This is a genomic window from Jejuia spongiicola (assembly GCF_023502325.1).
Lineage (GTDB): Bacteria > Bacteroidota > Bacteroidia > Flavobacteriales > Flavobacteriaceae > Wocania_A > Wocania_A spongiicola.
Genome location: NZ_JAMFLZ010000007.1, coordinates 62,558 through 85,209 on the forward strand (window position 1 = coordinate 62,558; position 22,652 = coordinate 85,209).

General features: G+C 30.4%; 25 protein-coding genes. 12 read left to right on the top strand and 13 right to left on the bottom strand.

Going from position 1 to position 22,652, the window contains the following annotated elements; genetic code table 11:
- The first annotated feature begins 67 nt into the window (after nucleotides 1-67).
- Both M3P09_RS14585 and M3P09_RS14590 read left to right on the top strand, forming a co-directional pair.
- The gene (locus M3P09_RS14585; protein ID WP_249973709.1) at nucleotides 68-625 is read left to right on the top strand and encodes an RNA polymerase sigma factor; all 558 of its coding nucleotides are present in this window, start codon (nucleotides 68-70) and stop codon (nucleotides 623-625) included.
- Nucleotides 618-1,328, top strand: a complete 711-nt coding sequence (locus M3P09_RS14590; protein WP_249973710.1) for a tetratricopeptide repeat protein — start codon at nucleotides 618-620, stop codon at nucleotides 1,326-1,328. The genes M3P09_RS14585 and M3P09_RS14590 overlap by 8 nt, the downstream gene beginning before the upstream one ends.
- On the opposite strand, the gene M3P09_RS14595 is transcribed toward M3P09_RS14590, so the two are convergent.
- Together M3P09_RS14595 and M3P09_RS14600 are read right to left on the bottom strand one after the other, a co-directional pair.
- Complete coding sequence (locus M3P09_RS14595; protein ID WP_249973711.1) at nucleotides 1,308-4,049, bottom strand: CHAT domain-containing protein; 2,742 nt, start codon at nucleotides 4,047-4,049, stop codon at nucleotides 1,308-1,310. The genes M3P09_RS14590 and M3P09_RS14595 overlap by 21 nt on opposite strands.
- An 11-nt stretch (nucleotides 4,050-4,060) precedes the next feature.
- On the bottom strand, nucleotides 4,061-4,627 hold the full coding sequence (locus M3P09_RS14600; RefSeq protein ID WP_249973712.1) for a DUF3109 family protein: 567 nt from the start codon (nucleotides 4,625-4,627) through the stop codon (nucleotides 4,061-4,063).
- Nucleotides 4,628-4,830: 203 nt separating this feature from the next.
- Between M3P09_RS14600 and M3P09_RS14605 the strand changes: the two genes are divergently transcribed.
- The 3 genes from M3P09_RS14605 to M3P09_RS14615 are packed head-to-tail and all read left to right on the top strand — an operon-like array spanning nucleotide 4,831 to nucleotide 6,279.
- Nucleotides 4,831-5,418 carry a MarC family protein gene (locus tag M3P09_RS14605; RefSeq protein ID WP_099565347.1) on the top strand — a complete coding sequence of 196 codons (588 nt, stop codon included), beginning with the start codon at nucleotides 4,831-4,833 and terminating at the stop codon, nucleotides 5,416-5,418.
- A gap of 52 nt (nucleotides 5,419-5,470) precedes the next feature.
- Entirely contained in the window at nucleotides 5,471-5,674 is a 204-nt protein-coding gene (locus M3P09_RS14610; RefSeq protein WP_249973713.1) for a hypothetical protein, read from the top strand.
- Nucleotides 5,674-6,279, top strand: coding sequence for an FAD-dependent oxidoreductase (locus M3P09_RS14615; RefSeq protein ID WP_249973714.1), 606 nt, complete (start codon nucleotides 5,674-5,676; stop codon nucleotides 6,277-6,279). Before M3P09_RS14610 ends, M3P09_RS14615 begins: the two co-directional genes overlap by 1 nt.
- A 9-nt stretch (nucleotides 6,280-6,288) precedes the next feature.
- Here the strand turns inward: M3P09_RS14615 and M3P09_RS14620 are convergent, their stop codons facing one another.
- The 5 genes from M3P09_RS14620 to M3P09_RS14640 form a co-directional block, all read right to left on the bottom strand.
- Nucleotides 6,289-7,878 carry a S41 family peptidase gene (locus tag M3P09_RS14620; RefSeq protein WP_249973715.1) on the bottom strand — a complete coding sequence of 530 codons (1,590 nt, stop codon included), beginning with the start codon at nucleotides 7,876-7,878 and terminating at the stop codon, nucleotides 6,289-6,291.
- Nucleotides 7,878-8,309 carry a deoxycytidylate deaminase gene (locus M3P09_RS14625; RefSeq protein ID WP_099565341.1) on the bottom strand — a complete coding sequence of 144 codons (432 nt, stop codon included), beginning with the start codon at nucleotides 8,307-8,309 and terminating at the stop codon, nucleotides 7,878-7,880. Before M3P09_RS14625 ends, M3P09_RS14620 begins: the two co-directional genes overlap by 1 nt.
- A 280-nt stretch (nucleotides 8,310-8,589) precedes the next feature.
- Nucleotides 8,590-9,168, bottom strand: a complete 579-nt coding sequence (locus tag M3P09_RS14630) for a hypothetical protein (RefSeq protein ID WP_249973716.1) — start codon at nucleotides 9,166-9,168, stop codon at nucleotides 8,590-8,592.
- 111 nt (nucleotides 9,169-9,279) lie between these two features.
- Nucleotides 9,280-9,870, bottom strand: a complete 591-nt coding sequence (locus M3P09_RS14635) for a HupE/UreJ family protein (RefSeq protein ID WP_249973717.1) — start codon at nucleotides 9,868-9,870, stop codon at nucleotides 9,280-9,282.
- 63 nt (nucleotides 9,871-9,933) lie between these two features.
- Nucleotides 9,934-10,887 (bottom strand): NAD-dependent epimerase/dehydratase family protein, encoded by a 954-nt coding sequence (locus M3P09_RS14640; protein ID WP_099565339.1) that lies wholly within the window; start codon nucleotides 10,885-10,887, stop codon nucleotides 9,934-9,936.
- 179 nt (nucleotides 10,888-11,066) lie between these two features.
- Between M3P09_RS14640 and M3P09_RS14645 the strand changes: the two genes are divergently transcribed.
- Nucleotides 11,067-11,588: a hypothetical protein gene (locus M3P09_RS14645; RefSeq protein ID WP_249973718.1), complete on the top strand. Its 522-nt coding sequence runs from the start codon at nucleotides 11,067-11,069 to the stop codon at nucleotides 11,586-11,588.
- A 110-nt stretch (nucleotides 11,589-11,698) separates the two neighbouring features.
- Entirely contained in the window at nucleotides 11,699-13,789 is a 2,091-nt protein-coding gene (locus M3P09_RS14650) for a M13 family metallopeptidase (protein ID WP_249973719.1), read from the top strand.
- Between the two features lie 76 nt (nucleotides 13,790-13,865).
- Here the strand turns inward: M3P09_RS14650 and M3P09_RS14655 are convergent, their stop codons facing one another.
- Complete coding sequence (locus M3P09_RS14655; RefSeq protein ID WP_099565336.1) at nucleotides 13,866-14,579, bottom strand: hypothetical protein; 714 nt, start codon at nucleotides 14,577-14,579, stop codon at nucleotides 13,866-13,868.
- A 178-nt stretch (nucleotides 14,580-14,757) separates the two neighbouring features.
- On the opposite strand from M3P09_RS14655, the gene M3P09_RS14660 reads away from it, so the two are divergent.
- Nucleotides 14,758-15,225 (top strand): CBS domain-containing protein, encoded by a 468-nt coding sequence (locus M3P09_RS14660; RefSeq protein WP_099565335.1) that lies wholly within the window; start codon nucleotides 14,758-14,760, stop codon nucleotides 15,223-15,225.
- Here M3P09_RS14660 and M3P09_RS14665 read toward each other — a convergent pair whose 3' ends face one another.
- Genes M3P09_RS14665 through M3P09_RS14680 form a run of 4 tightly spaced genes read right to left on the bottom strand, consistent with a single transcriptional unit; the run spans nucleotide 15,226 to nucleotide 17,391 of the window.
- Entirely contained in the window at nucleotides 15,226-15,945 is a 720-nt protein-coding gene (locus M3P09_RS14665; protein WP_249973720.1) for a hypothetical protein, read from the bottom strand.
- 34 nt (nucleotides 15,946-15,979) lie between these two features.
- Nucleotides 15,980-16,330: a hypothetical protein gene (locus M3P09_RS14670; protein WP_249973721.1), complete on the bottom strand. Its 351-nt coding sequence runs from the start codon at nucleotides 16,328-16,330 to the stop codon at nucleotides 15,980-15,982.
- A complete protein-coding gene (locus M3P09_RS14675; RefSeq protein ID WP_249973722.1) occupies nucleotides 16,323-16,862 on the bottom strand; it encodes a GNAT family N-acetyltransferase in 540 nt (179 codons plus the stop codon). The genes M3P09_RS14670 and M3P09_RS14675 overlap by 8 nt, the downstream gene beginning before the upstream one ends.
- Nucleotides 16,863-16,866: 4 nt before the next feature.
- Nucleotides 16,867-17,391 carry a DinB family protein gene (locus tag M3P09_RS14680; RefSeq protein ID WP_249973723.1) on the bottom strand — a complete coding sequence of 175 codons (525 nt, stop codon included), beginning with the start codon at nucleotides 17,389-17,391 and terminating at the stop codon, nucleotides 16,867-16,869.
- A 170-nt stretch (nucleotides 17,392-17,561) separates the two neighbouring features.
- Here M3P09_RS14680 and M3P09_RS17385 point away from each other — a divergent pair, with 170 nt between their 5' ends.
- The gene (locus M3P09_RS17385; protein WP_284041213.1) at nucleotides 17,562-17,684 is read left to right on the top strand and encodes a hypothetical protein; all 123 of its coding nucleotides are present in this window, start codon (nucleotides 17,562-17,564) and stop codon (nucleotides 17,682-17,684) included.
- Nucleotides 17,685-17,874: 190 nt separating this feature from the next.
- Here the strand turns inward: M3P09_RS17385 and M3P09_RS14685 are convergent, their stop codons facing one another.
- Nucleotides 17,875-18,363, bottom strand: a complete 489-nt coding sequence (locus M3P09_RS14685; protein ID WP_249973724.1) for a hypothetical protein — start codon at nucleotides 18,361-18,363, stop codon at nucleotides 17,875-17,877.
- Between the two features lie 419 nt (nucleotides 18,364-18,782).
- Here M3P09_RS14685 and M3P09_RS14690 point away from each other — a divergent pair, with 419 nt between their 5' ends.
- The 3 genes from M3P09_RS14690 to M3P09_RS14700 all read left to right on the top strand — a co-directional run bounded on the left by M3P09_RS14690 (nucleotide 18,783) and on the right by M3P09_RS14700 (nucleotide 22,644).
- Nucleotides 18,783-19,115 carry a single-stranded DNA-binding protein gene (locus M3P09_RS14690; protein WP_099565330.1) on the top strand — a complete coding sequence of 111 codons (333 nt, stop codon included), beginning with the start codon at nucleotides 18,783-18,785 and terminating at the stop codon, nucleotides 19,113-19,115.
- 266 nt (nucleotides 19,116-19,381) lie between these two features.
- Complete coding sequence (locus tag M3P09_RS14695) at nucleotides 19,382-19,888, top strand: CAP domain-containing protein (protein WP_249973725.1); 507 nt, start codon at nucleotides 19,382-19,384, stop codon at nucleotides 19,886-19,888.
- A gap of 164 nt (nucleotides 19,889-20,052) precedes the next feature.
- Entirely contained in the window at nucleotides 20,053-22,644 is a 2,592-nt protein-coding gene (locus tag M3P09_RS14700) for a phosphoenolpyruvate carboxylase (RefSeq protein WP_249973726.1), read from the top strand.
- The last annotated feature ends 8 nt before the right edge of the window (nucleotides 22,645-22,652 follow it).

The window sequence follows — 22,652 nt, forward strand, 5'->3', positions numbered from 1 at the left end:
AAGTAAACATTGAATTGTAATTATTTTATATTTACATCTGTTTACTTAAAGAAAAATTGAACACTAAATGCTAGAAAGCAACTTGATTGAAGGGCTTAAAAAAGGAGACAAACATGTTTTAAAACATATTTACATCTCTAACAAAGCAGCTTTTTTAAATTTTGCTAAAAAGTATCCAATATCTAAAGAGGAGATTGTTGACATATACCAAGACAGTATAGTTGCTCTTAGAGAAAATGCAATTAATGGTAAGATTGATGATTTGAAGAGTACATTAAAAACGTATCTATTTAGTATTGGTAAATACATGATTTACAAAAAATTAAAGCAAAACAAAAAGATGCATTTGATTGATGATCTTTTAGAATTTGAAACTTCTAATGAATTAAAAGCATTTAATGAAATTAATAATGAATTGTCTCAAGAACAAGTACAATTGCAGAGGGCTTTTAAAAATTTGGGACAGAAATGCAAAGATGTACTCACCCTATTTTATTATAGAGGTTTTAATCTTGAAGAGATTATGGTTGAATTAAATTATACAAATAAAGATGTTGTGAAAAGTCAGAAATCGCGTTGTATAAAGACCCTAAAAACAATGATTTTAAAACATAACAATGGATAAAAACGAATTAATAGCATCCTATTTTTCTAAAACACTTTCAAAGGCTGATAAAAAAGTATTTGACCATTTAATGGATACAGATTCTGAATTTGCAGACAATGTTCTATTTCATAAGAATTTAAAAAAATCTATACAAAAAGAAGAACAAGAAGCTACAAAAAAAATATTACAGGATTTTGAGCAAGAAAAAAGTTCATCTTTTAATTATAAAAAAATAGTAGCAGCTTCTATTATTGTATTAATTGGTTTATCTTGTTTTTGGTATTTAAATACCGAAAAGACTAATCCTGATAAACTTTTTACTGATAATTTTACACCTTATAGAAACGTTGTTCAGCCTATTGTTAGAGGAGAAACTGATAATGATTTAAAAACAAAAGCTTTTGTTGCTTACGAATCGAAAAAATACAATGAGGCTATAAGTTATTTTAATGAGGTTTTAGCATCAGAACCTAGCAATACTATTTTATTTTATAAAGCCAATGCTTTGTTACAGGTTAATAAAACAAATGATGCTATTTTAATTTTTCAAGACAATTTAAAAACTCAAGATGCTTTCCAAGATAAAAACTTGTGGTATTTATCTTTAGCTTACTTAAAAAACAATAATATTGAGGCTTCAAAACAAACTCTAAGTAAATTACTTTCTAATCATGAATTCAAAAAAGAGGAAGCAAAATTGTTATTTAAAAAACTGGATTAACTGTTTTCTTTTATAAAGTATAATAATTACAATTAACACCCCCAATACTAGGGCAAACCAATAGTTTGTTGCCGATGATGCTATAGGAGACATATCTCCCGATATCACAAAACCAGCCCAATAAAAAGGGTGTCTTAATTCTGCATCTTTTGTTTCTTTTAAATAATCTATTTTAGCTAGCCTTAGCGCAGCATCTTTTGTTTTTCCTAACTTTAAATACTTATAGAAATGCACCATAATCTTTGATGTTTCTACATCAGGGACTTGCCATAAACTGGACACTGTACATGGAACCCCCGAAAATGTAAATGCCCGTTGTAGTGATATAGCGCCTTCAGGATTTTTCAAATCACTTTTTCCTGTATTACAAGCGCTTAATACGGCTAATTCTGCTTTAAGATTTAAGCCGTATAATTCTTCGAGATACATTTTATTATTTTCTTCTTTTTCTGTAAAAGAAAAATAACTTAGTTCTGGGTTTGCATCATTCAGTTTAGCATGCATAGCCAAATGCAACACGTCAGCCTTAAAAGCATTATTAATGAAATTACTTTTCAAAGCATCATCACCAATAAACAATTCTCCATTAAATATGTTGTGAATACTTTTAGATTCACTTAAAGCCCCTTGCAGATTAGTTTCGCCATTTAAATTATACGTTGGAGAGAAAATATATAAATTATTTTCGGCCTTGGACTCACTCATTCCAGTGTTGTTTATAAAAACCAAATGCGGTGCATAACTCACACTATAATCTTCAACTAAAAAGTTACCCGACTTTGTGGTTAAAGTTTCAAACGGTAAATGGTGCAATATGCCATCAGGGATTACTATTATAGAATTATAATTACTAATATTAATAGGAATTAAAGCCTTTGTTAACTCTTTTCCCAAAATTCTATGCTCTTTTATTGATGATAAATTATTAATATAAGCTTCAATTTTTTCTTCTGTTAAAACACTTTTTTCAACAGGAATAATTTCAATATTGTTTGCAGTAATTACAAAAACAAAAAAATGCTTTTTATGCTTTTTGTACCGTAGAATAATTTGTCCTTTTACTAATTGCTTTTGCAAATTTTCAATACTAAAGTCTTGATATACAAAAGAGGCTATTTTGGGATAATCTTTCTTTAATTGCTTATTAAATGCTTCAAGTGCTTCTTTTGTATTTATATACTTTTGGTTGTCATTCTTTTGTTTTGCCAAAAGCATTATTTGCCTCAATTCTAGCTCTTTATATCTTACACTATCTGGAATTGCAATATTGGCTGTAGTCCTATTATTTATAAATGCTTTCCAAGCTAAACGGTTTTCAATATTTTCAATATCATTAATAATGCTAATATTAAAATTTTTATCCTCATTTAACTTCTGAGTATTTAAAATTCCTGATATTGATTTATTATAAATTTCTTTGGTGTTTTTATTGAATTTACTTTGCCAATAACAATTTTTAAATTGTTTTAATGCTATTAGATAAATCTTATTCGCTTGTTCAACTACCGTATCATCATTAGAAAAAGCTTCTAGAAACTCATCGGCTAATTCAACAAGTAAGCCCGTGTGATGAAGAACAAAACTTGGCTTAAAGTTTGAATAATCTTGCTTTAGATAAGTAGAGTCATTATGAATTGATGATACCATTTGGAATAACGCTTCTTCAGCCTTTTCCTTGGCTTTCATTTTAAAAAACGCTTTAGCTTTCATAGCTATAAAAAATGAACGCCTTGTATCAGTTTCTTTTGATATAGTCAATAATTCGTTAGCACCTTTTAACACATCCTCAAATGCTTCTTTTTCTAATAAAAGCTTATTATAATTAAACTTAAATTGTAAATAACTGTCCTTATTATTCTCTTTATTTAAATTTTTAAATGCTTTATCTAAATAACTTTCAGCCCTCATTAAAGCTATGTTTTTGTCAAACTTATCAATATTAACAAGATAAAAATCAGCCATTAAATTCAAGGAAACAGCATACATTAATGTCTCTGCTGGATTAAATGTTTTTCTTTTTTTCACAGCCTCTAAATCATTTAAATGATTCAACGCTTCTTCTTCTTTTTTCCACGAACAATAGAGACTTATAGAGTAGTGTTTAAAAAGCACATCTTTTGATGTCTTGTTTTTCTTTGCCTTAATAATGTCGTATCCTTTTTGCAGATAATTTTCAGCTTCTTCAAAATATCCTAAATACTTCGTTTCATAGCTAAGCTCTGCATACACCTCCAATAGATAGTCATAGTCAGGATTATCAAGTTTTCCTAAAATAACCGCAGATTCTTTTAAGGATTTATAATAATCTGTACGTCGATTAAAATAATATTCGGCATATGAACGGTCAAATAGTATGGTTGCGTGTAAATTAGAATCTTTTCCAGATTTTGGCAAACTATTTATTGCATTATTAAAATCTGCAATCGCTAACTGATAATTTCCTAAAGTGTAATTTGCATAGCCCTTTTTGTGCCTAATTTTAGAAATTAATAAGCTATCTATTTTAGGTTTTTTTAGTAATTCGTTTTCCCATTTCTGGGCATTTTCGATAAGAGCATTGTATTTTTTACCTCTATAATAACTATCCAAAACAGCAATTATACTATCGCTGTTTTTTAATTTAATATTAGTTTCTAATAAGGCATTTAACGTTGTTTTTGCCTGTACAGATTCTTTTAAAAAGAAAATGCACAAAATCGACAAAAAACAAACTTTCTTCAATTTATATATTGTTATTTATGGTTCTCTACAACCTTTTCTAATTCCATATACCAATCTTCTCCAAACTTTCTTATAAGTGCTTCTTTTACAAATTTGTAAACTGGAACTTGAAGTTCTTTCCCAAGTGTACAAGCATCATCACAAATTTCCCATTTATTATAATTCACAGCTGAAAATTCAGAATATTCCTTTACACGAATTGGATATAAATGACAAGATACTGGTTTTTTCCAAGAAATTTCTCCCTGATTATAAGCTTCTTCAATACCGCAAAGTGCTGTGTTTTTTTCATCAAAAATAACATAAGCACAATCAGCATTATTAATCAAAGGAGTTTCAAGGTCTCCAAAATCAGTAACAATATGTGTTCCTTGCTGCTCAATAGCTTCAACTCCTTGTTTTCTTAAAAATGGTTTTACTTTAGGGTAAATATCTTTTAGAATTTGAACTTCTTCTTTATCAAGTGGTGCACCAGCATCTCCATCAATACAACAAGCCCCTTTACATGCCGATAGATTGCATACAAAATCTTTATCTATAATATCTTCTGAAACTATGGTTTTTCCTAATTGAAACATGTTTATAAACTAAAAGTTTTGAGCAAAAATAGAGAAACTTTACTCGATAATCGAGATTTAAATACTTTGATAATTGCTTCAAAAGTTTTTGATTCTTATGCTTATATTCACTCATTACCATGATTTAATATAGTTTACCTTAATTTAATGTTATAAATCAGTTATAATCATCTACTTTTGCGGAAAAAGTAAAACTAAAACGCATGCAACTCAATTTTAAAGAAATTTTCACTGCATTTATGGTGTTATTTGCAGTGATTGATATTATAGGAAATATTCCTATTGTTATTGATTTACGCAAAAAAGCAGGACATATACAAAGTGAAAAAGCATCAATAATAGCTGGAGTTATTTTAATTTTATTCTTGTTTTTAGGAAAAAGTATATTAAACCTTATTGGTATTGATGTAAATTCGTTTGCAGTAGCTGGTGCGTTTATTTTATTTTTTATTGCTTTAGAAATGATTTTAGGCATTACGCTTTACAAGCAAGAAGAAAATGCATCAATGACTACGGCTGTTTTTCCTTTAGCATTCCCATTAATTGCTGGACCAGGAAGTTTAACAACTTTACTATCTTTAAGGGCGGAATTTAGAACAGAAAACATCATTATTGCTGTTTTAATGAATGTTATTATCATTTATATTGTGCTTAAAACATCTTCAAAAATTGAACGTGTTATAGGGCAAAATGGCATTAACATTATTCGTAAAGTATTTGGGGTTATATTGCTAGCTATAGCAGTAAAATTATTTGCTCATAATATAAAAGCCTTATTTGATATTGCTTAGCCCATAATGAGCATTTGGCAAACAAGCGTTATTGAAAAATAATTAAAAACACATGAAAATATTAACCGTATTACTTAGTATTGTTGCTCTTGCGCTTATCGTTTTTAACTTTACTAAAATAGATTTTAATGCACCTTTTGAAGGCGATAGTATGATTGCATTAATAACCATTGTAGCATCATTTTGTGTTATTATAATGATGAGTATTCTAAGGGTTTCAAAACGCATTGAGCAAAAAACAAAAGGATCTAAATAATGTTTGATGCTTTAATAATTGGTGGTGGTGCAGCTGGTTTATCTTGTGCTTTGGTTTTGGGGTCTGCAAAAAACAAACCCTTTGCTGAGAACAAGCAAATTGCTATTATAACGCACCAAAAAACATCGCATTTACAAACTGCGTTATTTAATAATGTATTGGGGTTAACTCCAGAAACTACTGGGGCTTCTATTTTAGAAAGTGGCAAAAAGCAATTGTATGACTTATACCCACATGTCGAGCAAATTAAAAACGAAAAAGTTTGTGTTATCTCTAAATCTGCAAACGGATTTAAAGTTGAAACCAACAAAAACACTTACCAATCTAAATTAGTAGTTATTGCTGTTGGATATACTAATTTAATGACTATTAAAGGCCTAGAGCAATATATAGAACCGCACCCAAGAACAGTGATTGAAAAAGACCGTATTTGGTTAAAAAACACAGATCATTTGATTGAAAAAAACCTATATGTTGCTGGTACATTAGCAGGTTGGCGCAGTCAATTTTCCATAGCTTCTGGAAGTGGTGCGCATGTAGCTACCGATATTTTAACGCTTTGGAATGGAGGGAAGCATACTAAAGTGCATGATAAAGTGGTTTGAGAGCTTTAATCATTTTCCATCACTCAACTTAATTACTTCATCTATCATAATATCGCGTTGATTGAAAACTTCTTCAAAAGCGCCATTACCATAAAGTTGATCAGCAAGAGTGGCTTTTATGTATTGTTTAACCTCGTTATGATACGCCACAAAAGTTATTTTAGAATCTGTTCGTACATTTAAATAATCTTGAAAAGCAAAAACTAAATCTTCACCCACCTCATAGCTATCAATAAAGTCGCGCCTTGAAATTCCATCATAAACATGACGGTCTTTTTCTAATTCTTCAAATACAAAATAACCAATAAAACCACGGCGTTGCAAAAAGGTAAGTGTTTCATTATGCATACTATTATCTATAGGCACAAACACATCTGGTATAATGCCGCCACCACCATAAACAACTTTTCCTTCTGGGGTTGTAAATTTTAGCGAATCAGCAACTTTAATTTTTTCAGGATCTAAAAGTTCACCACTTTCTAATCTATCAAAATACTCATCGTAATAATCTTTATGTCCTTTTTTATAAGGCCTTTGTATAGAACGCCCTGTTGGAGTATAATACCTTGACACTGTTAGGCGCACCGCACTTCCATCTCCTAAATCCATTTCGCGTTGTACGAGTCCTTTTCCGTAAGAGCGTCGTCCAACAATAGTCCCTTTATCGTTATCTTGTAACGCACCTGCTACAATCTCACTTGCCGAAGCAGAGTTTTCGTCAATCAATACATAAACGTTGCCTTCTTCAAATTCGCCTTTACTTGTGGCAAAGCTTTTTTCGATATCTCCACGTTTATTTTTTGTAAATAAAATAAGTTTATCATCCTCTAAAAACTCATCAACAATTTGTTCTGCAATTCCTAAAAACCCACCTGGATTATCACGCAAATCTATTGCCAATTCGGTAGCACCAAGATGGATTAGCTTCTCTAATCCTGCTTTAAATTCCTTATAAGTAGATTCTGCAAAGCGGTTAATTTTTATATAACCCAATTTTTCGGTAAGCATATAGGAAGCATCAACACTTTTTATAGGAATGGTGCTGCGTTTTACAGTAAAATTTAAAAGCTTTGGTTCGCCTTTTCTATATACTTTTAATTTTACTTTACTATTAATTGGACCTTTAAGTTTTTTAACTAATTCGCCATCGTTTAAACGTTCGCCGTAAAGCGAATCGCCATTGGCCATAATAATACGGTCGCCACCTTTAATTCCTGCTTTTGCGCTTGGGCCATTCTCTATGGGTCTAATAACAGTAATAGTATCTTTATAAGTATAAAAACTAACACCAATACCTACAAAATCACCTTTCATGTTTTCGGCAACACGTTCCATATCTTCTTTTGGGATGTATACCGAATGCGGGTCTAAATTATCTAGAATACCGTTAACTGTAACATCTACAATGCTATCTGTATTTATGTCATCTACATAATCATAATCAATGTAATCAATAAGCCTGTTAAGCTTGTCTTTTTTACTATTGGTTGAAAACAAACGATCTGGCGAGTCAGAAAAATTTAACTTCCCGCCAATAAAAATGCCTGCTGCAATAGCAACACCTAAAACCAATGGTAAATATTTTTTTTTGTACGACATTATTCGTCTATAACTTCAATTAATTTAAGTTCAATACCTGCTTTTTCTAAAAAGCGTAACCCAGAATCGTCTTTATAAGCTTGATGATACACCACCTTAACTATACCTGCTTGATGTATTAATTTGCTACACTCTTTACAAGGCGACATGGTTATATATAACGTTGCTCCTTTTGCCGATTGTGTTGACGATGCAACTTTTAAAATAGCATTAGCCTCGGCATGCAACACGTACCACTTTGTGTAACCATCATCATCTTCACAAAAATTTTCAAATCCAGATGGAGTTCCATTATAACCATCAGAAATTATCATTCTATCCTTTACAATAAGCGCGCCAACTTGTCGGCGTTTGCAATACGATAACTTCCCCCATTCTTCAGCAATTCTTAAATAAGCCTTATCGTACTTAAGTTGTTTATGTTCTGGCATTAATTTATGTTCTTATTATGGCGTTACCCTCATTTTAAAATTTTAGAAATACTCTTTAATATTTCTAGTTATTCGGGTCAGGCTTTTCATTACAATCTTTTACAAAAAAGTAAAAGGATTTTCATTACAATCCTTAACGCGAAGCAATTGTAATAACGAATATACTCTGTTAGTATTTTAATTACAACGCAAGTTCGTTAAACTTTTCCGAAAATTTAATTTTATTGACAATTCAAAAGACGAATATTTTCTAGTTAAAAGTTGTGTTTTTTAAATGTCCTTAATAAATTATTTCTGTAATAATTAATCTTTTAATAAAATAATCTGAAACATCAACTTTTTTAAAAAGCATCTTTCCAGCAATCAATCTAGGGTCTAAATTTCCAGCCGCATCTGTCATATTAAGATACTCTTGAATAAACTGATTTTCTTTGGAAATAGCTCTCAAAGCCTTACGGTATTTTCCTGTGTAATTAATATCAATGTATTTTTTTCTAAGTTTTATTAATGAATCTTCATTTTTCGGTTCAAAAAAGGCTATTGTAGATTCCGAAAAATTAAATTCAAATATTCCTTTTTCATTTAAATATTTCCATCGGGTTTTAACTATAGATTTTTCTAATTTAAATAAAGCATCAGGATTTTTTTCAATCCAAACTGAATCTGCTATTTGATATAATTCAAACTTAAAATTGTTTTTATCAAGTACTTTTCTTTTATCCTGAGAAGGCTTCATCCAGTCACCAGACATATCATCATCTACTTGAATCAAAAACTCAATGTATGCATCTTCAACACTTAAATCAGGATATTCTTTTTGGAGAAAATCATCTTCAAAATCGTTAATAAGGGAAGTCAATGTTTTCGCATTTTCTTTGCCTAAAATTTTTTCAAATTCATGTATTTGATTTCTCTTTGCGCAATTAAATAAGAGCAGAAAACATGCGAGTATTTTTAAAGATTTAATCATTTACGATAAAAAATCACTTCCTAATAGCATAGGTATTACCAACCCAACTACAATTGCAGATATTACCATAATCCAATCGCGCCTAGTAAATCTAAATATAGTTTGCACCACATAGCTTAAAAACAGCACAATAAATACAATTATAACCTGCGCCAGTTCTATGCCTAGAGCAAACTCTAGCAGTAAAACTAATTTATTATCGGTATCATCAACAAGCATTTGGAATTCTCGAGCAAAGCCTAAACCGTGCACTAAGCCAAAAAACAAAGTGGTTAAAAAAAGCACACCTACTTTTTCTTTTTGAGCCCCTTTACCAGCTGTAAACACATTAAATAGAGCTACTATTAAAATAGTTACGGGTATTAAAAATTCTACAACTTCGCCATTTACACTAACCACGTTATAAGCAGCTAAAACAAGAGATAGGGTATGACCTAATGTAAATACAGAAACGAGCAATAAAACACGTTTCCAGTCTTTAAAAACATATGGAATGGTTAGTACTATTAAAAATAAAACGTGGTCGTAAGCATTAATATCTAAGACGTGGTTAATGCCATATTTTACGTTGAATAAAAAATTATCAAGCATATTAATTAAAATTTAGGGTTGTTCAAATATACGAATAAAGAAATTTCATACTCTTATTTTTTGTTAAATGCCATACTTTTTACCTAATTGGAAAAGCATTTCTTTGGTAATATCTTCCAAATTAAAAGTATGCTTCCAGTTCCAATCTTGTCTTGCCGAGTCATCATTTATGCTTTTAGGCCAACTATCAGCAATGGCTTGTCTATAATCTGGAGTATAACTTATTTCAAATTCTGGAATTTGCCTTTTTATAGATTGAGCCACTTCCTTAGGTGTAAAGCTTATAGCCGATAAATTATACGACGACCGTATTTTAACAACATCTGCAGCTGCACTCATAATATCAACCGTTGCCTTTATAGCATCGTCCATAAACATCATAGGTAATTTGGTGTTTTCTGTTAGAAAGCAATCATACTTTTTATCTGTAATGGCTTTATGGTAAATATCTACAGCATAATCGGTTGTGCCACCACCTGGTTGTGTTTTCCAACTAATTATTCCTGGGTATCGCAAACTCCTAACGTCTACACCATACTTTTGGTTGTAATATTCGCACCAACGCTCGCCTACTTGTTTGGTAATACCATAAACTGTAGAAGGTTCCATTGTGGTGTATTGCGGGGTATTCTCTGTTGGTGTTGTAGGTCCAAAAACTGCTATACTAGAAGGCCAAAATATTTTTTTAATAAACTTTGCCTTTGCTAAATTTAATACATGAAACAAAGAATTCATATTTAAATCCCATGCTTTCATTGGGTATTTTTCTCCAGTGGCGCTTAACATAGCTGCCATTAAATAAATAGTATTTATATTGTATTTTTCAACACACACTTTAACACTTACGTAATCCTGAGCATCAACAATTTCAAAAAGTCCAGTATTAACAATATCTAAATTGCTATAACTTATATCGCTTGCAATAACATTTTCATCACCATAAACGGCTCTAAGTTTAAATGTTAATTCAGAACCTATTTGTCCACAAGCACCAATAATCAATATTTTGGGATCCATTTAAAATGCTTTATATAAGAATTTATCAAAAATAATAAGATTATATTGATAATATCATATTCTAATAAATTTAATAAGAGGATATTTTTGAAGCAATATTTGTCTCAATATTTTATTAAAAAATAACAAAGAATAAACTATTACTATATCTTTGTAAGGCATCTACAATATGTAATAGTATGAATATTAAAATTTTAAGCATTATAAGTATTTTTATCCTTATTTCTTCATGTAAAAAAACGGAAGAAGAAGAAAATAGTCCTATTAATACTACAGAAATTACGAGTCAAGAATTATCTGAAAAGGATATTTCGAAGCTTGATTATCTTGATTTTGCTTTAGATGAAAAAACAGAACAGGTTATTGAAAACTGGGGAGAATATTACCAAATTCAAGATATAGTAACCAATGTAAAAGAAGGAGATTTAAACTTTTTTAAAGAAAAAGAAACGATTAAAACGCTTTTAACTGATTTGAAAAAGAATATTCCTGAACTAGTAAACACTTCTGCGACTCTAGCTAGATTGCAAGTTTTAGAAACAAAAATCTACAAATTAGAAAGTTTATCAAACCTATCTACTACAAACAAAGAGGCTCTTAAAAGTAGTATCAAAGAGTTTTTGATATCCTTTTCAAACCTTAACTTTCAAATGAATAAAAAGCTAGAAAAAGACAGTAATAATATCCAAAAACCACAATAATACAAGCATCCTTTTTTCTTAATTTTTTGTTAAGGTTATTATAAAACTTACTTCACAGGTACTAAATAGTAGTAACTTGTAAAACAATTTTTTTTAACTAAAATCAAAAAATGAAAAACAAACTAAATTTTTTATTCCTACTAAGTGGGTTTTCTTTTTTAGGGCTTGTAGCCTGTAAAGAAGATGCAAAAAAAGAAACTGCACAAATAGAAAAGGTTCCAGGTATTAATATAGAATACATGGATACTAAAGTAAAACCAAGTGATGACTTTTTTAGACATGTTAATGGTACATGGCTAGATAATAACGAGATTCCATCAGATAGAACACGATGGGGAAGCTTTGATGAACTTAGAAAAAAGACTGATGAAGATGCTTTGGCAATTTTAAAATCGGCAATGACCACAAACAAAGATTTGGATAAAATTGAGGTCTTGCCTGGTTCAGATCAAGAAAAGGCTGTTTTTCTTTTTCAATCTGTAATGGATACTGTTACCAGAGATGCTCAAGGCATTAAACCTTTAGAATCTGCATTAGCTAAAATTGATAACATTAAAAACATCAATGATTTACAAAACCTTATAATTGAAGCTGAACCAAAAGGAGGTATAGGTTTCTTTGGATTTGGTGTGGGCTCTCATCCAAAAAACAGTAACATAAATGCCGGTTATTTAGGCAACGGTGCATTAGGGTTAAGTAGAGATTATTATGTTGATGAAGATGATGACACAAAGGAAAAAAGAGAAAAATATCGTGCGCATATAGCACGAATGCTACAATTTATTGGTGATTCTGAAGAAGATGCTAAGGCAAATGCAGACAAAGTTCTGGATTTTGAAACTAGAATGGCTAAACCAAGAATGACTAAAGAAGACAGAAGAGATGCTAGAAAAAGATACAATCCAAAGTCAATGGACGACTTAGCAAAAATGACACCTTCAATTAACTGGAATGCCTATTTTAAAGGTATTGGAGTTAAAGAAATTGATACTGTTATTGTAACAGATCCTGGTTATTTTAAAGCGTTAGAAGGTCTTTTAAAAGAGAACAATGTTGACGATTGGAAAAATTACATGCGCTGGACATTAATTGACCGTAGTGCTGGAGTACTTTCAACTGAAATTGACAAAGCCAACTGGGAGTTTTACAGTAAAGTATTAAGAGGTTCAAAAAAACAAAGAGATCGAGAAGAACGAGCTTTAAATACATTAAACGGAACTATTGGTGAAGCTTTAGGAAAATTATATGTTGATAAAAAATTTCCACCTGAAGCTAAAGCAAAAGCAGAGAAAATGATTAAAAACATCATGCTAGCTTTTGAAAAAAGAATTAATAATTTAGAATGGATGACTCCAGAAACTAAAGAAAAAGCGAAGGAGAAATTAAAGAAAATGAATGTTAAAATTGCTTATCCAGATCAATGGAAAGACTACTCTGAGCTTAAAGTAGAAAGTATTGAAAACGGAGGATCTTACTTTAGCAACATTCAAAATGTAAGAGCTTGGAATTACAAGGACGACCTAAATAAACTAGGTAAACCTGTAGATAAAAGTGAATGGTTAATGGCGCCACAAGTTGTAAATGCATACTTTATGCCTCCATACAATGAAATTGTTTTTCCTGCTGCCATATTACAGCCTCCTTTTTATAATTATCAAGCAGATGAAGCTGTTAATTATGGCGGTATAGGTGCTGTAATTGGACACGAAATATCGCACTGTTTTGATGATTCTGGTTCGCGTTACGACGCCAATGGAAATTTAAACAATTGGTGGACCGACAAAGATTTAGAGCAATTTACAGCCCTTGGTAAGAAACTATCTGATCAATACGGTGCTGTTGAAGCTTTACCTGAAACTTTTTTAAATGGAGAATTCACTCTAGGTGAAAATATTGGAGATTTAGGTGGCATTAATGCTGCTTACGATGGACTTCAATTATATATGGCCGAAAATGGTAGACCAGAAAACATTGATGGTTACACTCCTGAGCAACGTTTATTTTTATCATGGGGTACTATTTGGAGAACAAAATACACTGATGATGCGTTACGTAATCAAATAAAAACGAATACACATTCGCCAGGAATGTATCGTGCAGTTATGCCACTTAAAAATGTTGATGCTTTTTATAAAGCCTTTGATATTAAAGAAGGTGATGATATGTACATTAAACCAGAGGACAGAGTAAAAATCTGGTAACAGCAAATTCTTTTGAATAAAAAAAGAGCAGATTTCTAAATTTAGAAATCTGCTCTTTTTTTATATTACTTTTTAATTAATTTTTGGGCTGAGCAGCAGCTTGTGTTTGTGCTTGTTTTTGTCTTAATAACTCTGTTTTTGTTAACTGAACCAAATTAAAATTAGGAGCTGCTTTTAAGGTTTCATCCAAAATATCTACAGCTTTATCAATATTTGCTTTTGTGTCTTGGTTATAAATAATTAAAGCATTCAAATACATAAAAGCCGCTTTTAGAGACACTTGATAAGGTTGTTGTGTTTCATAAAAAGCTTTTGTCATGTCATCTTTTGCATTTGCAAGACCATATGTAATATGTTTTGATGCCTCTGCAGTTTTTTGAGTTTGTAAATTTAACTCTGCCAACTCATAGGCAACAAGCGCATTTGGATTCCTTTTAAATAACTCTTCAAAATGACCAATAGCCAGTGCAGGTCTTTTAACCGATTTTAATGATACTGCTTTTACTTCAACCGCAATGTCTGAATCTCCAACATTTTTTTCAATACCAATAGTGTTTAAAGCCTGAATATACTTGCCTTCACTCATATAAATATATGCTAAAGTATCCTTTCTAGCTACTGATGGAGACAACACATTTAAATGTGTCATGGCACTAACTATTCCTTGCATATCACCTTGAGCTCTCATTTGCTTATAATAAGCTTCATAATGCTTTACTAAATCTGGATTACTTTGCGCATTTAGCTGAAAACATACAGCTAATAAAGTCACCATTAAAAATCGTTTCATCTTTATTTTTTTAAATTTTGCTAAAACTATAAAAAATTAACATTTAATGTCTTAAAAGAATGCTAATTATTTTAATATTTAAATTTTGGCAAACTTAAGTGTATTTATAAGAAAATCAAACTTTTAGGAAAGCTCAAAAAAAATAAGTATATTTAAGTTTACTAAATTTTTAATTATTATGGGAATAAAAAGCTTTCAAGGTGCTAGAAGACAGCAAACCAATGTTACAGACACAACACCCTTAAAGGTTAGTGATTACATGACCACGAATTTGATTACTTTTACTCCTAACCAGACTATTGAAAGTGTTATGGAAGCTATTATTAAGCATCGAATATCTGGTGGTCCTGTAGTAAATGATAAAAATGAATTAATAGGGGTTATTTCTGAAGGCGATTGTATTAAACAAATTAGTGAAAGCCGTTATTACAATATGCCCATGCAGGATAAAACTATTGAAAAACATATGGCTGTAAATGTTGAAACTATTGATGGTAATATGAATATTTTTGATGCTGCCAATAAATTTTTAAATGCAAAAAGACGTCGTTTTCCAATTGTAGAAAATGGTAAATTAGTTGGTCAAATAAGCCAAAAAGATGTGCTTAAAGCTGCTATGAAATTAAAAGGTCAAAACTGGAAATAATTACCTTCTTCTGTTTTCAATTAATCTAGCCTTAGGCAAATCTGTTATTATAATTTTTTGCTCATTATTGCTTTCTAAAGCTGCTATTTTAGAATAGCTATAACCATTTATTGGCTCGTTTAAAGATTTCCATTTAGCAATACCACCAACGGTTATAATTTCGCCTAATTCTATTATTCTTTCAGAGTATCTTAATGTTTTATTAAAACCTAACCAGGTTTCACTTTCAATACCAAAACTGTCTAATACTTTTTGAAATTCAGGAGTTGGATCATTAAATGTTCCTGATGAAACACTACTGTCTTCAACCATATAACTATAAAAATTGCTGGTTTCATATGATGGCTTTACCATGACTAGTTCTCCGTTTTTTTCAATAAAAAAATCTTGAATATTTTCTTTTTTCACAAGTGTTTTCCAATGTGAGCTTTTTCCAGATTGTACTTTCTGTTTAATTTTAATAGAATAGGCTACACACTTTCGCTTGCTAAAAGGTGCAATAAAGGGTGCTTCAACTTCTAATACTTTACCAGATATTTTGGTTAATTCATTTGTTCTAAATTGAGTAATTCGTTTTGGCTTAAACTTTTTTAGCTTTCTAATAATTATTTGTTTTCTATTAAAATAATAAACTAAAAAGCCAATAATTACAATTGCTATAATTATTAAAAAAGGAATCATATAATTTGATGGGTCTGTAGCCATAAAGATGTATATCAAATTAGTAGTTTAACTCTTTAAATTGTTACAAAATCTACTCGTTTCGTTTTACTAATGCATAGTAATCACCCTCTAAAGGCAAATAGCCTTGGTTGTAAACAAAATAATAAATAGTGCCTGCTTTTGTAGTATAAATACTTGTAAAATAATTAAAATCGAAACCTTTTTCAATCAGCTTTGCTCTAGAGGTTTTGGTTTTATCTTTAGGGTTTAGAGCTTCTAAAATTCTGTAGTTTTTTCTGAGTCTATTGTTTGTATTACGTATTAAGTTTTTGTGGTCTTTATTAATATTATTGTTATAAGCATTTCTGCAAGCATCACTACAGAATTTTTTATCAATTCTGCCAACGATTTTATCTCCACACTCTAAACATTGCTTATCCATAGTTTTCTTTTTTTAATTCGTACCATCTTAAATCTAGCTGCTCTTCTTCAAAATAAAAATCTTCAACATAATGTAGCCCTATTTTTAAAAGCGCATTGTGAGAAGCTTGATTCTCCATTTCTGTTATACCGTATAATTTAGTTAATTTTAAAACATTAAAAGCGTAATTCACTGCAGCTTTTCCAGATTCGGTGGCATACCCTTTTCCCCAATATTTAGGAATTAACCTGTAACCAATATCGTAATACTTTGTATAACCATTCATATTATATTCAGTATTTAGGCGTATTCCAGACCAGCCAATAAAATTTCCTGTAGCTTTTTCGATAGCTGCAAATCTGCCAATACCGCGTTCTTTATATTGGTTAATAATACTATTCAGCATTTTTTGAGATTCTGCTTTAGTTTTAACGGGTTTGTTTCCTAAATATCTATGAACTTCAGGGTTTGAATCTAACTCAAACATTCCGTCTAAATCAGTTGTTCTTAACCCTCTTAAAATGAGCCTTTCTGTTTCTATATAAAATGTCATTATGCTATTTGTTTAAAATAGGAATATATGCTTTCCATGGGCCAACCTCTTCTTTATATTGTTTAGCCATAATTCTGGCAATTTGTGCAATATGCCCTAAATCGTGAGTTACCCATGTGGCCAGTAATTGTTTTAAAGTTACTTCGCCTAATTCCAGATGTATCCCTTTTTGGTCCAATTCAGTTTTGCTAAGGTTTAGTGCTTTAAAATACTTTAGGTTTTTTGTTCGCAATTCTGAAAATTCTTCTAACAGTTGAGAAAGTGTTTTTCCTTTTGAATTTTCAAATTGAGCAAAACGATCAAAAGACTCAAAAGCTTTGTTATTAGAATCGTTTAAAATAATTTCTAAACGTTGCATCCAATCGGTTTTTTCGCCATGAATTAAATGGCCAACAACATCAAAAACACTCCAAGTATTATCTCCTTCGTTGCATAGGATCCATTCATCAGATACATTTAAAAGAAACGCACTAAGTGTTTTTGGCGTTCGTTCTAAAATTTCTAAAGCCTTGTTAATGTTATATTCCATAAGGAGTGCAATAGGCATCTATATACAATTTACCATAAGACACCTTTAATTAATTATAAATTTAGTGATAAATTTATTTCCGCTGTCTTAGTTTTTTGAAAAAATAAGTTGCTAAATAAAGTATAGCAATAAATAATACTGTTGTCAATATCATTGCGCTTTTAAATATAATGTCATCTTTAGTCAAGTATTCTATATCTAAAATAACTAGAATCCTAATAGATAAAAAGCAACAAAAAGCAAACAATGCTACTGCAAGTAATACTTTTAAAACAAGTGATAAAAAAGAATAAAAATGGTCTAACATATACCCTATTAGTAGTTTAAAATTATAAAAGTTAGATAAATAACCATTCTACAAGCTTATTTCCGAAAAAAGCTCATAGTAAATATTTATGTATATAAATTTAAGGGCATCTATATACAATTTACAACAAGACACCTAGATATTAATTAATAAAAGTAAAATTAAGAAAAATGAAATTAGATTGTTCCAATCCACACACCTGCAATTAGAGTAAGTACACTAAAAGCCCACTTCCTTGTATCTTCGTCATATTTTTTAGAAAGAATAACAAACAAAGCAGCAATTAAAAAAATCGCTGAAAAGATGAGTTTATAGTCATACCCACTTTCTTTTGGCTTTACTTTTTTTTCTTTTAAAGCATCTTCCAACTTAATTCTCTCTGCAAGGATTGAGCTAAGTGTTGTTATTTCATGCTTCATTTCATCCAATTGACGGGATCTTTCTATTTCTGAAGACTCTCCAGATCCTACACTGCTTAATTTCTCAATTTTATTTAATGATTGCTCAATCAAAGAAGTATTATTTATCACCTCTTCTTTAAAAGGCGCTTCTATACCATATATATTTATTTCTGAAGACTCAGTTTTATAAACACGGAACATATAAAAGGCAATTAATATTATAACTATGCTTATTAAAATACTTAATACTTTAATTTTTTTCATGAGTATATATTTAGTTAATATTTATCTAAGTCGCTATTAACTAAACTAAAGGGAGACTTAAATATACAAAATAAATGTTTGAGGTTTAAGAAAATAAATACAGGTATAGCTTATAAACCCCATACACCACAGCAAACAACAAAGCCCAGACCAAGCCACCTATAAAGTTGTTCTTGTATCTATTCGAGAAGTTGTCGTAATAGTCTTTTTGCTTCTTGCTTTTTTCGGAAATAAGCTCATAGTAAATATTTATGTATATAAATTTAAGGGAATATTATTCGTTTACAAACGACTACAAACATTTACAAACGATTTTAAACAAGTAATAACCGAATATTTTTTGGAAGCTCTCGCATATTTGCAATGTCGAAACATAAGAACTCGATAGTATTAACTGTTTAACACGAAAAACAAAAATTATGAACACACTTAGAAACAAAGTACAGTTGATTGGTAACTTAGGAAATGATCCAGAAATCATCAATCTAGAATCAGGAAAAACATTAGCTAAATTTAATATAGCTACTAATGAAAGTTATACGAATAATAAAGGTGAAAAAATTACTGATACCCAATGGCACAATGTTGTAGCCTGGGGCAAAACGGCTCAAATTATTGAAAAGTATGTAACCAAAGGGAAAGAGGTTGCTATTGAAGGTAAGCTAACTTCACGTAGTTATGATGATAAAGAGGGGAACAAACGCTATATAACTGAAGTGGTTTGTAGCGAACTCTTAATGTTGGGTAAATAGGCATATAAAAATCAGAGTATTTAAAAAGAGTCAGAGTGTTAAAACATTTTGGCTCTTTTTATTTGAAATTAATTCTTTATAAAATCAAATAAGCTATTAATCGTACAGAACGCTTTTAAATCCTGACTCGAAAATAGTTGTTTCAAAAAAATCTTTAATTCCGAAAATTCATTATATATCCCATATAAACACTGTGTAACCCACTTATTACTTTTCGGTTTTTCTTCTCATTCAATGTCATGACTTTTGACATTAAATAACTGATTATGAGAACAAAAACCCTAATTTTAAAAATGATTGCAGGCGCTTGCCTTTTAACAACTTTAATGGCCTGCATAGCCAATGAAAATGATATAGAAACCCCTATTGACTTATCTCTAGCTGATCAAAATAATTGGGTAATATCTAACGCTATATTTTATCATATAAATCAATACAGAAAGAGTCAAGGTAAAACAATACTTGTTAAAGACTCTCTTTATGCTACCGCTTATGCTGTAGAGCATAGTAAATATATGATAGAGACTCAAACTATTAATCATCACTACTTTTTTGCCCGCAAAAGAGGGTTAATAAATATTGGAGCATCTCACGTAAGTGAAAATATAGCATATGCATATTCTACTCCTGAATCTGTTGTAAATGCTTGGATAAAAAATGATGCTCACAAAAAAACACTTCAAGGAAATTATAGTCATATTGGCTTTGGGGTTTTAAAATCCGAGAATGGTAGATACTATTATACGGCTTTGTTTTATAAGAAATCTTACTAAACTATCTTAACGCTATTATTAAGATGTCTACATAGAAGCCTTTTTTTTAAATTATTCATAATAAGAATTCGGTAAACTTAAAAATCAGCAAAAATTTTAATTGCCCACCTATCTTTAAATTATCCTTTAGTACTTTTATGGTTAATTTTCATTAGATTGATATCATGTCTGTAGAACCAAAATTAGTCCGCTTTAAGCAAAACGTCCTGTCTAAATATCAAATTTACAACAGTATATTTATGACATTACCTTTCGATACCATTACAAAAACTGGAGTACTTCTTCCTTTATTTCACGAAACATGTAAAAAAGGGTTTGAAAAAGGTGATGACCCTACAGTTATTGTTGAAACGTTTTTTAAAAAATATCAAGCTAGAAGAAACAACCAAAGTCAAATAAATTTACTATTTCGTTTTATTCAATATATTGAAAGGCAAGTGGTTTTATTTGATGCTATTGAAGATGCAGCATTCCCAATAGTGAATAATATGGAAGGGATTGGTACTTTAAGAAATCTTAAAGAAACAGCTATTGCAGAAAATAAATTGGAGGATTTACAAGCCTATCTTGAAGAGTTTAAAGTACGTATTGTTTTAACTGCACATCCTACTCAATTTTATCCAGGGTCGGTTTTAGGGATTATTACAGATTTAACAGAAGCTATAAAAGATAACAACCTATCAGAAATTAGTAACTTATTTGCTCAATTAGGGAAAACCCCATTTTTTAAACGCGAAAAACCAACACCGTATAACGAAGCAAAAAGCCTTATTTGGTATTTAGAAAATGTATTTTACACATCGTTTGGAGAAATTTATAATTACATCCAGCAAAACATTTACGATGATGGCAAAAAACACAACGAAATTATAAATATTGGTTTTTGGCCAGGTGGTGATCGAGATGGAAACCCGTTTGTTAAGCCAAAAACAACCATAAAAGTTGCTAATAAATTAAAGAAAGCAATCCTAAAAAAATACTATCAAGACCTTAAAGATTTAAGGCGTAAACTTACCTTTAGAGGTGTTGAGCAAAGAGTTATTAAATTAGAGACTATTTTATATCATTACAGTATCGATTTAAATACTAAAAAAGCTATTTCTTTAAAAGAACTTATTAAAGAATTGCTAAGTATTAGGAATCTTATTGTTAAAGAACACCAGTCGTTATATGTTAGCGAAATTAATAACTTAATAAACAGAATTCACCTGTTTGGGTATTATTTTGCAACCTTAGATATTAGACAAGATAGTAGAATTCATCATTCAGTATTTACAACAGTAATAGATTATTTAATTGAAAATGATAGCGCTTCGTTTCCAAAAAATTATAATGAATTATCTGAAAAAGAACAAATTAAAATATTATCCGAGGTAAAAGGAGAATCTATAGATATTGATGCCTTTAAAGATGAAATGGTATATAACACTTTAAAAACCATTGAAGCCATAAAAGACATACAAGCCACAAATGGTGAACAAGGAGCCAATAGATATATTATAAGTAATAATCAAACCGCTTTAAACGTAATGCAACTCTTTGCGATGCTTAAAATTGTTGCCTTTAATGACAAATTAACGGTTGATGTCGCACCGCTGTTTGAAACCATTACCGATTTAGAAAATGCTCCGTCTGTTATGGAACAGCTTTATACCAACCCTGCTTATAAAGCACACCTAGAAAGCAGAGGTAATAAGCAAACCATTATGCTTGGTTTTTCTGATGGCACAAAAGATGGTGGTTATTTAATGGCAAACTGGGGTATATTTAAAGCCAAAGAATTACTTACCGAAATGTCTAGAAAGTATGATATTACGGCCATATTTTTTGACGGGCGTGGTGGACCACCAGCAAGAGGTGGTGGAAAAACACATCAATTTTACTCATCATTAGGCCCAACTATTGAAGACAAAGAAGTGCAGCTTACTATTCAAGGGCAAACAATAAGTTCAAATTTTGGAACATTAGATTCTTCACAGTATAATTTAGAACAATTAATTAGTTCTGGAGTTTCCAACCGCATAGGTAAAGACCAACATGCCATGTCAAAAGACGATAAACATGTTATGAATGATTTGGCCGAAACAAGTTATCAAACCTATAAAGATTTCAAAAGCCACCCAATGTTTATACCATATTTAGAGCGCATGAGTACTTTAAAGTACTATGCAAAAACTAACATTGGAAGCAGGCCTTCAAAACGTTCTAATAATTCTGATGGCTTAGTATTTTCTGATTTAAGAGCCATTCCATTTGTAGGCTCTTGGAGTCAATTAAAACAAAATGTACCTGGATTTTTTGGCGTTGGAACTGCTCTTAAAAAATATGAAGATGCTGGAGAATTTGATAAAGTAGAACAACTATACAAAAACTCAAAATTCTTTAAAACACTTTTAGAGAATAGTATGATGTCGTTAACAAAATCATTTTTCGATTTAACAAAATACATGTCTAAAGATGAAGAGTTTGGCGATTTTTGGAATATTATATATGAAGAATATGTTTCCACTAAAAGACTGCTTTTAAAACTTACTGGTTATGAAGCATTAATGGAAAATGAGCCTTCAGGAAAAGCTTCAATTGAAGTTAGAGAATCTATTGTTTTGCCTCTATTAACTATTCAACAATATGCACTCAAAAAGATTCAAGAGTTGAGCAAAGAAGATATTAAAGATGAAGAAAAGCTTAGAATTTTTGAAAAGATAGTGACACGCTCTTTATTTGGTAATATTAATGCAAGCAGAAATTCGGCTTAAATTAATTT